Consider the following 13390-nt stretch of genomic DNA (forward strand, 5'->3'; position numbering starts at 1 on the left):
GGCACTGAAAAATTGCTACAGTCCGTCCCCAATCGCAACGTTTATTTCAAAGAAAAATCACCATGGCACGCACTGTTCAATGCATCAAACTCGGCACCGAAGCTGAAGGCCTCGACTTTCCGCCCTATCCCGGCGAGTTGGGCAAACGCCTGTGGCAATCGGTCAGCAAACAAGCGTGGGCTGAATGGATGAAGCAGCAAACCATGTTGGTCAACGAAAACCGCCTCAACTTGGCCGACCAACGCGCCCGCGACTACCTCAAGCGCCAAATGGAAAACCATTTCTTCGGCGACGGCGCTGACGCCGTGCAAGGCTACGTTCCCCCCAGCCCCTGATTGGGCGTGACGCCATCGCAGCCACACGCTTGGCAAGGCCACGCCAGCTGGTGCGTGGCGCAAGCCAACCTCGACCTCCCCGCTTTTTTAGCCATTTGGCACGCTTGGACGCTGGACCCACAGCGGCCCACGCATTTGCACGTCTTGGCGCTCAGCCACAACGCTGAATCTGTACACGCCGCGTGCCGCGACGTTTCTAGCCTCCCCGCTGACTTCGCCCACCAAGTGGCGGAGCAATGCTGGGGCCTGCTGCCCGGCATGCACCGGCTGCGCTTTGCGCAAGGCCACATCTCGCTCACTTTGTGCATCGGCGATTCGCCGGAATTTGCCGAACTGCTGCGCCAGCACCCCACGGGGCCTTGCCTACCGCCCGCCCATTTAGGGCCTCACGGCGCACGCACGGTCACCGTCATTGGCTCAGGCATTTCTGGCGCGGGCACGGCACGGGCCTTGGCCGAACGGGGCTGGCAAGTCACCGTTTTAGATGCTGGCAGCGCGCCTGCCGCAGGCGCTTCGGGCTTGCCCGTGGGCGTGATCGCACCGCACACCTCGCACGACGACAGCGCGGTCTCGCGCCTCACCCGTGCTGGCGTGCGCTTGATGCGCCACACCCTGCAAACGTGGCTCACCGAAGGCACCGACTGGTCGCCCACCGGTGTGCTGGAGCGTCGCTTGCCCGGCAAAACACGGCGCGGTGGCGTGCCTTTGAGTTGGCTGAATGAACACGCCGAATGGGCCCAAGACTGGACCCACAAAGCACCACCTCCCGCCCCAGACGATGCCTATTGGCACGCCAAAGGCGCTTGGATCAAGCCCGCCCCACTGGTGCGCGCCCTGCTCAACCACCCGAACATCCGCTGGCAAGGTCACACCCAAGCGGATGCGTTGAAGTACGTGGACCGCCCTTCACAAAGCATCGCGACAGGCGACGAAACGCCAAACTCTGCAACGTGGCAAGTGCTGCAAGGCCACACCGTTTTGGCTGAATCAAGCCGCGTGGTGATCGCCGCTGGCCCCGGCTCTGCCGCCTTGGTCGCCACAGCCACCGCGGATGGCAGCAGCCCGCGCATCAACCCCTTGCGCGGCCAAATCTCGTGGGGCTTGATGGCCGATATTCCCGATGCGCCCATGCCCGCCACGCCCGTGAACGGCAATGGCGCTTTTGTACACAGCGTGCCCACCGAAGCAGGGCCCGCGTGGTTTGTGGGCTCGACCTTCGACCGACTCAACGACCAGCCCGAGGTGTTGGACGCCGATCACCGCGAAAACCACAGCCGCCTCGCCGCCTTGCTGCCCGACACGGCGCAAGTGCTGGCGCCACTTTTTGGTGTGCCCAACACGGCACAAGGCGAGTCTATGCACGCCACGTCTGCGGCACTCAACACCCAGCTGGACACCCACGCCAGCGTGCGTGGTTGGGCTGGCATTCGCTGTGGCACGCCCGACCGGTTTCCAGTTGTGGGCGCCGTGCCAAACGCGCCAGAGGGTTTGTGGATCAACGCGGCCATGGGCTCGCGCGGCCTGACTTTGGCCCTGTTGTGTGGCGAGATCTTGGCCGCCCGCTGGCAGGGAGAGCCGCTGCCGGTGGAAGCCAAATTAGCCAAGGCCCTAGACGCCGCACGTTTCACGAACAAGCACTAACCCGCTTCACGCACATTCACGCCCTCACCGCGCAATACTTCTGACATGACCGATTCCGCACACCCCAACCCCTCGCCCCACACAGCGCCAGCCCCCGTGAGCTTGGCCCAAGCCTTTTGGTTTTGGCTCAAGCTGGGCTTCATCAGCTTTGGCGGGCCTGCGGGGCAAATTGCTGTTTTGCACCAAGAGTTGGTGGAGGAACGTCGCTGGATTTCTGAGCGACGCTTTCTGCACGCGCTGAACTACTGCATGGTGTTGCCCGGGCCGGAGGCGCAGCAGCTGGTGACCTACATCGGCTGGCTCATGCACAAACGCTGGGGCGGCGTGGTGGCGGGTGCCTTGTTTGTGTTGCCCTCGCTGTTCATCTTGATCGCGCTGTCTTGGGTGTACATCGCATTTGGTGAGGTGAGCGTGGTGGCTGGTTTGTTCTACGGCATCAAGCCTGCGGTGACGGCCATCGTGGTGCAGGCGGCGCATCGCATTGGCTCTAAGGCTTTGAAAAATCAGGTGCTGTGGGCCATCGCAGCCGCATCGTTTGTGGCGATCTTTGCGCTCAACGTGCCGTTCCCGTTGATCGTGGGTGGCGCCGCGTTGGTGGGTTATGTGGGCGGACGGCTGTCACCCCAAACGTTTCAAGTGGGCGGCGGCCACGGGGCGAGCCACGCATCGTACGGCGCCGCGTTGATTGACGACCACACGCCGACGCCCGACCACGCCCATTTCAGCTGGTCAGGCTTGATGCAAGTGCTGGTGGCGGGTGCCGTGTTGTGGAGCGTGCCCATGGGCGTGTTGTGTGCCGTGTTTGGCTGGGACCACACTTTCACGCAAATGGGCTGGTTTTTCACCAAAGCGGCCTTGCTGACCTTTGGTGGCGCCTACGCCGTGTTGCCCTATGTGTACCAAGGCGCGGTAGACCGCTTTGGTTGGGTCACGCCCACGCACATGATGGACGGCTTGGCCTTGGGCGAAACCACGCCCGGCCCGCTGATCATGGTGGTGGCCTTTGTGGCGTTTGTGGGTGCTTACCTGAAAGCGCTGCTGGGGCCGGACCACCTGTTTGCGGCAGGCGCTTTGGCGGCGTGCTTGGTGACGTGGTTCACCTTTTTGCCCTCCTTCATCTTCATCATGGCGGGCGGCCCGCTGGTCGAGAGCACGCACCGCAACCTCAAATTCACCGCGCCCCTCACCGCCATCACGGCTGCCGTGGTGGGCGTGGTGCTGAACTTGGCGCTGTTCTTTGGCTACCACTTGCTGTGGCCCCAAGGCTTTGGCAGCGCACAAGCCCAAGCGCTCAGCAGTTGCAACTGGCAAGACCCGCTGTGCATGGGGTTTGACTGGCGCTCCGCCTTGATCGCCATGGGCGCAGCCGTGGCTCTTTTCAAATACAAACGCAGCGTGATGCAGGTGATTGGCGTGTGCGCCTTGATCGGCATCGCCATCAAAACCCTGCCGCTTTGACCGTGCACACCCTCACGCAACTCCGCGCCGGAGAACTTCAAGGCATCACGCGTCTGCAATTGCGCGAGGGTTTGACCACGTTCCCGCGTGAGATTTTTGAGCTGGCCGACACGCTGGAAATTTTGGATTTGTCAGGCAACCAACTCACCGCCCTGCCCGACGACTTGCCGCGCTTGCACAAGCTGCAAGTGATCTTCTGTTCAGACAACCCGTTCACCGAATTGCCCGAGGTGCTGGGCCAATGCACGCAGCTCACCATGGTGGGCTTCAAAGCCAACCGGATTCGCCACGTCTCGGCAAAGGCGCTGCCACCACGCCTGCGCTGGTTGATCTTGACGGACAACCAAATTGACACACTCCCCACCGAGCTAGGCCACTGCACCGAGCTGCAAAAACTCATGCTGGCAGGCAACCGCTTGCGCACGCTCCCCCAATCCATGGCGGGTTTGCACAAGCTGGCGTTGCTGCGCATCTCGGCCAACCAATTCACCGCGCTGCCCGAATGGCTGCTGGACCTGCCGCGCCTGAGCTGGCTGGCGTTTGCGGGCAACCCGTTTTGCGCCCCTCTCGAAGCGGCAGCGCTGGCCCATGCAACCACCCATGCCATCGACTGGGCCGACTTAGAGGTTCAAGCCTTGCTGGGCGAAGGCGCATCGGGCCTGATTTACCGCGCGAACTGGCGCCTAGCCGCCACACCCATCGCCGTCAAAGTGTTCAAAGGTGACCTCACCAGCGACGGCTTGCCCTTGAGCGAGATGGCGGCCAGCTTGCATGCGGGAGCACACGCCCACCTCGTGGCGGTGCATGCGCCCGTGACAGGCCATCCTGACGGCAAACAAGCCTTGGCCATGCCTTTGGTGGTGCCTCATTTCCAAAACTTGGCAGGCCCGCCCAGCTTGGCCTCGTGCACACGCGACGTGTACGCGCCAGACACGCGCTTCACTTGGGACGCGCTGCTGCGACTGGCGCACAGCATCGCCTCTGCCGCGCAGCATTTGCACGAACGCGGCCTTCACCACGGCGATCTGTACGCGCACAACATCTTGTGCACCCCCGATGGACACGCGTTGTTGGGCGACTTTGGTGCGGCCGCATTCTTAGACCCGAATCAACACGAGATGGCCCAAGCCCTGCAGCGGCTGGAAGTGCGTGCCTTTGGTTGTTTGCTGGAAGAGTTACTGGCCCGCACCGACTTGGCCCATCCAAACACACACTCGGCACACGCACGGCAACAGCAAAGCTTGCAAGCCCTGCAAACCGCCTGCATGCAGGCTTCGCCCGTGCAACGCCCTTTGTTTGTGCAGATCACGCACACCTTGGCCCAACTTGTGGCCGCCTAAGACACGCCTGCCCAAGCCTGCGCACCAAACTGAGGCAAAAACCCACCACCGTCGCACCCTGTGCATGGCCCAGCCCTTGCTAAATGGTTTGAAACACCGCTAACCACAAGGACGACCCCCATGAACCGCAACGACGTGACCGAAAAAATCATTGGCACCAAAGTGTCCAAAGGCATCAAGTGGGAGGACGTGGCCAACAAAGTGGGCCTCTCCAAAGAATGGACCACCGCCGCCTGCTTGGGCCAAATGACCCTAGACGCCAAACAAGCCAAAGTGATTGGCAAGATCTTTGGCCTCAACGCCGAAGAGCAAAAGTGGCTGCAAGTCGTGCCCTACAAAGGCTCGCTGCCCACGCCCGTGCCCACCGACCCCTTGATCTACCGCTGGTACGAAATCGTCAGCGTGTACGGCACCACCATCAAAGAGCTGATTCACGAAGAATTCGGCGACGGCATCATGAGCGCCATCGACTTCTCGATGGACATTGAGCGTCAACCCGACCCCAAAGGCGACCGCGTGAATGTGGTGCTGTCGGGAAAGTTTTTGCCTTACAAGCAGTATTGAGCCAACGATTCATTGCACGAAAAAAGGGGCTGACACCGTACGGTGTCAGCCCCTTTTGAACATGCCGCAGGCGGTTTACTTGTAAAACGCTTCCACTTTGCCTTTGATCTTGATGACCAGCGGGTTGCCCTTGCGATCACGGGTTTTGGCCACGGGCACGCGGACCCAGCCTTCGCTGATGCTGTATTCCTCCACGTCAAAGCGCTCTTTGTCATTGAAGCGGATGCCAATGTCGTGCTCAAACACGGCGGCGATGTGGTGGGGGCTGCGCGGGTCAACAGACAGGCGGTCGGGCAATTCGGGGCGGGTGGTAGGTTCAGTCATAGCGGGTGATTTTCCATGATTTGAGAACGGGCTTGGCGCACCGCAAAACCTGCCTTATTCCAATAAAGCATATATGTACAACTAAGAAATCGTTGGTTTTGGCATAAAGAGCACCTACAGTCCGTGCCATGCAAGATTTTGGATTTGTTTTTGCCGGCTTCTTTGTCGGCCTCATTGTTGGCTTAACAGGCGTGGGCGGTGGCTCGCTGATGACGCCGATTTTGATTTTCTTCTTTGGCATCAAGCCTTACATGGCGGTGGGCACCGATTTGTTATTCGCCGCTTTCACCAAAGCAGGCGGCACGTTCAGCTTTGCCCGCCAACGCTTGGTGCCTTGGCGTGTGGTGATGTCCTTGTGCGCAGGCAGCCTGCCCGCCTCAGCCGTGACGCTGTGGGTGTTGCACAACGTCGGCCCCTCCGACCCCGCCGTGCAAAAAGTGATGACCTTCACCCTCGGACTGGCCCTGTTGCTGACCGCCAGCGCCATGCTGTTCAAGGTGATTCGTGGCAAACAAACCCCTGTGGTGCTGGCCGAAGAGAACCTGAACGCCGCCACCCAGCCCCGTCATTGGGCCCTGCCCGTGTTGTTTGGTGCCGTGATCGGCACCTTGGTGACCCTGACCTCCGTGGGCGCAGGTGCCATTGGCGTGACGGTGCTTATGATCCTCTACCCGCAATTGCCTTTGTCCCGTATCGTGGCCGCTGACATTGCTTACGCCGTGCCACTGACTTTGGTCGCTGGTTTGGGCCATGCCTCGTTGGGCTCGGTGGATTGGCCGTTGTTGTCGCTCTTGTTGGCGGGCTCTTTGCCCGGCATTTGGGTGGGTTCACGGCTGATGCACAAAACCCCCGAGCGGGTGATTCGCTCCATCCTTTCTGTGTTGCTGGCTTGGGCTGGTAGCAAACTGGTTTTCGCTTAATTTTTTTGCCTGAGTTTCAGATGTACCAATACACCGACTTTGATCAGCAGTTCATTCAAGCCCGCGCCGCGCAGTACCGCGACCAACTGACCCGCAACCTCGCAGGCAAATTGGCCGACGACGAATTCCGCCCCTTGCGTTTGCAAAACGGCTGGTATGTGCAACGCTACGCGCCCATGTTGCGCGTGGCCGTGCCTTACGGCGAACTCAACAGCGCCCAGTTGCGCGTGTTGTCCCAAATCGCCCGTGACTACGACACACCTTCGGCTGAGTTGCTGGCCCGCGCACAAAGCACGCAAGACAAAATTGGCGGCATTGACGCCCCCAAACTCACGGTCAACTATGGCCACTTCACCACCCGTCAAAACGTGCAGTTCAACTGGATTCCCTTGGACAAAAGCGCCGACGTGATGGAGCTGCTGGCCAGCGTCAATCTGCACGGCATTCAAACCAGCGGCAACTGCATTCGCAACATCACCAGCGACGAGCGCGCTGGCATTGCGGTGGACGAAGAAGTCGATCCACGCCCCTACGCTGAAGTGCTGCGCCAGTGGAGCACCTTGCACCCCGAGTTCGCTTACTTGCCCCGCAAATTCAAAATCGCCATCACCGGCTCCAACGAAGACCGTGCCGCGATTGCGTGGCACGACGTGGGCTTGCGCGTGTTGCGCAACGACGACGGCGAAGTGGGCTTCCAAGTGTTGGTCGGTGGCGGCATGGGCCGCACGCCCATCACTGGCACCGTGATTCGCGAGTTCTTGCCTTGGAACCAAATCATCAACTACCTCGAAGCCGTGGTGCGCGTGTACAACGGCTGGGGTCGTCGCGACAACATCTACAAAGCCCGTATCAAAATTTTGGTGAAGGCCGAAGGCCAACGTTACTTTGACGAAGTGGAAGCCGAATACGAGCGCATCTTGGAAAGCGGCGCCCACCACACCATCCCACAAACCGAGCTCGACCGCGTGACCGCCTGCTTCGTCTCGCCCCCAGTCGACGTGGTGTCGGATGAAGCCCAAGAAAAGGCTGAGCAAGCCTTGCTGGCCCAGGCACGCGCCGACAAAGAGTTCACCCGTTGGTTGCAACAAAACGTGACCAGCCACCAAAACCCAGGTCTGCGCGTGGTCACCTTGTCGTTCAAGCGTTTGGGCCAAGCCCCAGGCGACGCGACGGCTGACCAATTGGGCATCGCGGCCGACTTGGCTGACCAATTCAGCGCCGGCGAAGTGCGTGTGAACCACGACCAAAACTTGGTGCTGCCTTGGGTGCGCATCGACCAGTTGGCCGAGCTGTACCAAGCGGCACGAGCCGCTGGTTTTGCCCGCGCCAACGTGCACTTGCTGACCGACATGATTGCCTGCCCCGGCGGCGACTACTGCGCTTTGGCCAACGCCCGTTCGCTGCCCATCGCCGCCGCCATCACCGAGCGTTACCAAGACCTCGACGAGTTGTTTGACTTGGGCGAGATTGACTTGCACATCAGCGGTTGCATCAACTCCTGCGGTCACCACCACAGCGGCCACATTGGCATCTTGGGTGTCGATAAAGACGGCCAAGAGTGGTACCAAGTGACGCTCGGCGGCTCGGACGGTTCGTTCTTGAGCGGCCCCTCCAAAGCCGGCAAAGTGGTGGGCCCTTCGTTTGCCGCCGCCGAAGTGGTGGATGTGGTGGAAGCCATTTTGGACGTGTACCGCGACAAACGCGAAAGCGCCGAAACCTTCGCCCGCACCTTGAACCGCGTCGGCATCGACGACTTCAAAGCCGCCGCCAACGCCGCCCGCAACACCACCGCGCGTGCGGCCTAAGCCTGAACCAGATCGAGAAGAAATATGACGTTGCAAATCATCACCCAACACACTTCTGAAGGTGCCAACGCCCGCGCTTTGGCCAACGACGTAGACGTGCAAACCTTGGACCTCGAAGGCTTGGAGCGCATCGACCTGAACTTCCCGAAGTTCACCGATGGCCGTGCTTTCAGTCAAGCTTTTGTGCTGCGCCGCCGTGGCTTCACGGGCGACATTCGCGCCCACGGCGATGTGCTGATCGACCAGCTGCTGCAAATGCAGCGCAGCGGTTTTTCTAGCGCGGTGCTGCGTGACGACCAAGACGCCGCCCACGGTGAAAAGCTGCTCGGCTTGTACACGCGCTTCTACCAAGGCGACGCGGTACACGCCACGCCCCTCTTTGCGGACGCGTCGTAAGCACTGCCATTCTTTCAAATTTCACGCACCCAGCGTTGAGGCCCGCAGCGTACGAAGCGCCCTCAACCGCTGAGTCGCCACTTGAAACTTTTATGAGCCAAACCTCTTCTTTCAACCCCAACGGTGCCTCCAAAGCCACCACGCTGAACGCCCGCGCCAGCGACGACTTCGCCGCCAAGCTGGCCGAAACACAAGCCTTGCTGCAACGCGCAGCGGCTGAGTTTTCGCCCGTCACGCAAGCCTCTAGCTTGGGTGCAGAAGACGTGGTCATCACCCACCTCATCAACAGCTTGAAGCTCGACATTCCCGTGTTCGTGCTCGAAACCGGTGCGCTGCACACTGAGACTTTGGCTTTGCTGGAGCGCACCGAGGCCACCTCACGCGCCACGATCAACGTGTATCGCCCTGTGCATGAATCGGTCATCCAGTTTGTGCGCCACCAAGGCCAAGATGCGATGTACAAAAGCATTGAGCTGCGCAAAGAATGCTGTGGCATTCGCAAAATGGAACCACTCGCACGCGCCCTCCAAGGCCAACGCGCTTGGATCACCGGCTTGCGCCAAGAGCAATCGAGCGCCCGCGCCGATGTGCCCTTGCAAGACGACAGCGAAGTGGTCACCAAAAATTTGAGCAAGTTCAACCCCTTGGCCAAGTGGACATGGGGCGATGTGTGGCACTACATCGCCACGAACGACGTGGACTACAACCCGCTGCACGACCAGTTTTTCCCCAGCGTGGGCTGCGCACCATGCACCCGTGCGATCAGCCTAGGCGAAGAGTTTCGCGCGGGTCGATGGTGGTGGGAAGACGAAGCCGCCAAAGAGTGCGGCTTGCACGTGAAGAAATAAAAGTTAGATACAGAGAAACGTCATGAACGCTACCACCCAAAACGAGTTGCACCACTTAAGCAACACCCACCTCGATGCGCTGGAAGAAGAAACCATCTTCATCTTGCGCGAAGTCGCCGCTGCTTTTGAGCGCCCCACCCTGTTGTTCTCGGGCGGCAAAGATTCGCTGGTCATGCTCAAGTGCGCGGAAAAAGCCTTTGGCGCTGGCCGCATTCCTTACCCACTGTTGATGATCGACACGGGCCACAACTTCAAAGAAGTGACGGACTTCCGTGACTCACGCGCCAAAGAACTCGGCGCTGAGCTGATCGTGCGCAGCGTGGAAGACTCGATGAAAAAAGGCACCGTGCGTTTGGCGCATCCCGGCGAAAGCCGCAACGTGCACCAATCGGTCACCTTGCTCGAAGCCATCGAAGAATTCCGCTTTGACGCCCTCATCGGCGGCGCCCGCCGTGACGAAGAAAAAGCCCGTGCCAAAGAACGCATCTTTAGCCACCGCGACAGCTTTGGCCAATGGCAACCCAAGGCCCAGCGCCCTGAGTTGTGGACCCTGTTCAACCACAAGTTGCAGCCCGGCGAGCACTTTCGCGTGTTCCCCATCTCCAACTGGACCGAGCTGGACGTGTGGCAATACATCGCCCGCGAAAAAATCGCGCTGCCTTCGATCTACTACACGCACAAGCGCGAAGTGGTAGACCGCCGCGGCCTGTTGGTGCCCGTGACCGAGCTCACCCCCCCCAAAGACGGCGAGACAGTGGAAATTCGTGACGTGCGTTTCCGCACCGTGGGCGACATCACCTGCACATGCCCGGTGGAGAGCGACGCGGCCACGCCTGAACAAATCGTGATCGAAACCTTGGCCGCTGATGTCAGCGAGCGCGGGGCCACACGCATGGACGATAAAACCTCCGAGGCTTCGATGGAGAAGCGCAAAAAAGACGGCTATTTCTAAGACGGTGAATTTGATGACAACAACAAATACAACTACCCAAAACGCTCTTAAATTCATCACCTGTGGCTCGGTGGACGACGGCAAAAGCACCTTGATTGGCCGCTTGCTTGTAGACACCAAAGCCGTGCTGCAAGACCACTTGGCCGGCGTGCAACGCTCAGGCGAAACCGACCTTGCGTTGTTGACCGACGGCCTCTCCGCCGAGCGAGAACAAGGCATCACCATCGACGTGGCCTACCGCTACTTCAACACCGAAGCACGCAAGTTCATCATCGGCGACGCCCCCGGCCATGAGCAATACACCCGCAACATGGTGACCGCGGCGTCTAGCGCCGATGCCGCCGTGGTGTTGGTCGATGCCATCAAGCTGGATTGGAAAAACCCAAGCCTAGAGCTGCTGCCTCAAACGCGTCGCCATTCGCTGTTGGTCAACCTGCTGCGCGTGCCCTCCATCGTGTTTGCCATCAACAAACTCGACGCGGTGGACGACCCTGCATTGGCCTACCAAAACATCGAAGCTGCGTTGCGCAAATTTGCCACTGAGGCGGGCATCCGCATCACAGCCATGGTCCCCGTGTCCGCCCTCAAAGGCTGGAACGTGGTGGACACCACCAACGCCGATCAAGCCGCTTGGTGCGGCTACACCGGCCCCAGCCTGTTGAGCATCTTGGAAGAGTTGCCCAACACGCCCGCTGAAACCGAGGTGGCTTTCAGCTTCCCCGTGCAATGGGTCGAAAAATTCCACGACTCTGGCGTGACCACCCAAGGCCGCCGCGTGTTCTGGGGTCGTGTGGCCACAGGCACCATCGAGCCAGGCCAAACCATCAAAGTCTTCCCAAGCGGCCAAACCGCGGTGGTGTCGCAAGTGCTGTCGGCCACACGCGAGCCACAAAACAAAGCCGCAGGCCACAGCGCGGGCATCGTGCTGGACCGTGAAGTCGACGTGTCACGTGGCGACTGGCTGCTGGCCGCTGAGGGAAGCCCCGAAGGCCAGCGCCAGCTCAACACCACCGTCGCGTGGATGGACGATGAGCCCTTGGTCGCTGGGCGTGTGTACTGGGCTTTGCACGGCCACCGCTGGGTGAAAGCCAAAGTGCAACGCGTGGTGCACCGCCTGAACGTCAACACCTTGGCCGAGGAAGAAGCCACCGAACTGGCCCCCAACGCCATTGGCCACGTCACTTTGGCGCTGCAAGAGCCTTTGGTGACGCTGCCGTTCAAGCAGTCGCGCATCTTGGGCGCACTGGTGTTGGTCGACACAGCCACCCACAAAACCTCAGGCGCCGTGTTGGTGAACTGAGCGCCAGCCCAGTCCCCGAGCAGAGCCGTTTAAAATCAAGGGTTTAGCGGTCAGAGGTTTGCTCTGACGCCCCCTTTTCTTACTGATTGAATTGTCATGACGCACGTTGTCACCGAAGCCTGTATCCAATGTAAGTACACCGACTGTGTGGACGTTTGTCCCGTCGACTGTTTCCGCGAAGGCCCCAACTTCCTCACCATCGACCCCGATGAGTGCATCGACTGCGCCGTGTGCATTCCCGAGTGCCCCGTCAACGCGATCTACGCCGAAGAAGACGTGCCAGACGGTCAACAACACATGACCAAGCTCAACGCCGAGTTGTCCTTGATCGGCTGGCCCAGCATCACCAAGCGCAAAGCCCCCATGGCCGACGCCGAGGTGTGGAAAGACAAGTCCGGCAAACTCGCCGAACTGCAGCGTTAAACCGCGCCCGAGCGCGCACCCGCCCCATGACGGCACAGACGATTCACACCGATGCCGTCATCGTAGGCGCAGGTCCTGTGGGCCTGTTTCAGGCCTTTCAGCTGGGCCTGCAAGACATTCGCTGTCATGTCGTGGATGCACTGCCCCACGTAGGCGGCCAGTGCGTCGAGCTGTACGCCGACAAACCGATTTACGACATTCCCGGCATTCCTGTCTGCACGGGCCGTGAATTGGTGGCGCAGCTGCAAACCCAAATTAAGCCCTTCGCTCCCACGTTTCACCTCAACCAAGAGGTGACTGAGGTGACGCACTTGGAGGATGGCAGCCTCTCGGTGCGTACCTCTGCGCAACAGCATTTCATGTGCAAAGTGTTGGTCATCGCGGCTGGGGTGGGTGCATTTCAAGCCCGCAAACTGGCTGTCGAGGGCGCACCCGCCCTAGAAGGCACGCATGTGCATTACCGTTTGGGTGATGCGTCGCGCTTTGCGGGCCAAGACGTGTTGGTGCTGGGCGGTGAAGAATCCGCCGTGGCGGGTGCACTCAAACTCACCCTCGAAGCCAAGCCCCCCCGCAGCGTCACGCTGATGCACCGCCGCGATGTGTTCACGGCTGAGCCTGTGCTGCTGCAAGCCATGCGTGACGCCATCGCCAGCGGCGCCTTGCAATTGCAAATTGGCCAGCCCACGGGCTTGCTCGCCACCGACGGTCACCTTCACACGCTGCACATTGCAACACCCGACGGCAGCGCCTTAGAGCGTCCCGTGCAGCACTTGATCGCCTTCTTGGGCCTCTCGCCCAAACTTGGCCCCATCGCCCAATGGGGCTTGGCCATGGAACGCAAGCAACTGGTGGTCAACACCGAAACCTTTGCCACCGATAGGACGGGCATCTTCGCCGTGGGTGACATCAACACTTATCCGGGTAAGAAAAAACTCATCTTGTGTGGCTTTCACGAAGCCACCCTTGCCGCCTTTGGCGCGGCAGCCATCGTGCACCCAACCCGCAAAACCTTGCTGCAATACACCACCACCTCTACAGAACTTCACCGTTTGTTGGGTATCGCTTAAAATTCGCACCGCGTCAG

The 13390-nt window shown here is 60.3% G+C and carries 14 protein-coding genes; 13 read left to right on the forward strand and 1 reads right to left on the reverse strand.

What is annotated here, in order from left to right; all coding sequences use genetic code 11:
* The first annotated feature begins 62 nt into the window (after window positions 1-62).
* The 5 genes from C5F52_RS10135 to cynS all read left to right on the forward strand — a co-directional run bounded on the left by C5F52_RS10135 (window position 63) and on the right by cynS (window position 5338).
* Window positions 63-335 carry an oxidative damage protection protein gene (locus C5F52_RS10135; protein WP_104798248.1) on the forward strand — a complete coding sequence of 91 codons (273 nt, stop codon included), beginning with the start codon at window positions 63-65 and terminating at the stop codon, window positions 333-335.
* 6 nt (window positions 336-341) lie between these two features.
* Window positions 342-1976: an FAD-dependent oxidoreductase gene (locus tag C5F52_RS10140; protein WP_146100067.1), complete on the forward strand. Its 1635-nt coding sequence runs from the start codon at window positions 342-344 to the stop codon at window positions 1974-1976.
* A 45-nt stretch (window positions 1977-2021) separates the two neighbouring features.
* Complete coding sequence (chrA, locus tag C5F52_RS10145) at window positions 2022-3434, forward strand: chromate efflux transporter (RefSeq protein ID WP_104798250.1); 1413 nt, start codon at window positions 2022-2024, stop codon at window positions 3432-3434.
* Window positions 3435-3436: 2 nt separating this feature from the next.
* Entirely contained in the window at window positions 3437-4774 is a 1338-nt protein-coding gene (locus tag C5F52_RS10150) for a leucine-rich repeat-containing protein kinase family protein (RefSeq protein WP_104798550.1), read from the forward strand.
* A 120-nt stretch (window positions 4775-4894) separates the two neighbouring features.
* Complete coding sequence (gene cynS / locus C5F52_RS10155) at window positions 4895-5338, forward strand: cyanase (protein WP_104798251.1); 444 nt, start codon at window positions 4895-4897, stop codon at window positions 5336-5338.
* Between the two features lie 75 nt (window positions 5339-5413).
* Here the strand turns inward: cynS and C5F52_RS10160 are convergent, their stop codons facing one another.
* Window positions 5414-5662, reverse strand: a complete 249-nt coding sequence (locus C5F52_RS10160; protein WP_100133337.1) for a DUF3297 family protein — start codon at window positions 5660-5662, stop codon at window positions 5414-5416.
* A 128-nt stretch (window positions 5663-5790) separates the two neighbouring features.
* On the opposite strand from C5F52_RS10160, the gene C5F52_RS10165 reads away from it, so the two are divergent.
* From C5F52_RS10165 to C5F52_RS10200, 8 genes are all read left to right on the forward strand, one after another.
* Entirely contained in the window at window positions 5791-6582 is a 792-nt protein-coding gene (locus tag C5F52_RS10165) for a sulfite exporter TauE/SafE family protein (RefSeq protein ID WP_104798252.1), read from the forward strand.
* Window positions 6583-6602: 20 nt separating this feature from the next.
* Entirely contained in the window at window positions 6603-8387 is a 1785-nt protein-coding gene (locus C5F52_RS10170) for a nitrite/sulfite reductase (protein WP_104798253.1), read from the forward strand.
* 24 nt (window positions 8388-8411) lie between these two features.
* On the forward strand, window positions 8412-8783 hold the full coding sequence (locus tag C5F52_RS10175) for a DUF934 domain-containing protein (RefSeq protein WP_104798254.1): 372 nt from the start codon (window positions 8412-8414) through the stop codon (window positions 8781-8783).
* A gap of 92 nt (window positions 8784-8875) precedes the next feature.
* Window positions 8876-9631, forward strand: a complete 756-nt coding sequence (locus tag C5F52_RS10180) for a phosphoadenylyl-sulfate reductase (protein ID WP_104798255.1) — start codon at window positions 8876-8878, stop codon at window positions 9629-9631.
* Between the two features lie 22 nt (window positions 9632-9653).
* The gene (cysD, locus tag C5F52_RS10185) at window positions 9654-10583 is read left to right on the forward strand and encodes a sulfate adenylyltransferase subunit CysD (RefSeq protein WP_104798256.1); all 930 of its coding nucleotides are present in this window, start codon (window positions 9654-9656) and stop codon (window positions 10581-10583) included.
* A gap of 13 nt (window positions 10584-10596) precedes the next feature.
* The gene (locus tag C5F52_RS10190) at window positions 10597-11883 is read left to right on the forward strand and encodes a sulfate adenylyltransferase subunit 1 (RefSeq protein ID WP_104798257.1); all 1287 of its coding nucleotides are present in this window, start codon (window positions 10597-10599) and stop codon (window positions 11881-11883) included.
* 96 nt (window positions 11884-11979) lie between these two features.
* On the forward strand, window positions 11980-12306 hold the full coding sequence (gene fdxA, locus C5F52_RS10195; RefSeq protein WP_104798258.1) for a ferredoxin FdxA: 327 nt from the start codon (window positions 11980-11982) through the stop codon (window positions 12304-12306).
* Window positions 12307-12332: 26 nt separating this feature from the next.
* The gene (locus C5F52_RS10200; RefSeq protein WP_104798259.1) at window positions 12333-13373 is read left to right on the forward strand and encodes an NAD(P)/FAD-dependent oxidoreductase; all 1041 of its coding nucleotides are present in this window, start codon (window positions 12333-12335) and stop codon (window positions 13371-13373) included.
* The last annotated feature ends 17 nt before the right edge of the window (window positions 13374-13390 follow it).

Source organism: Limnohabitans sp. TS-CS-82, from assembly GCF_002943475.1.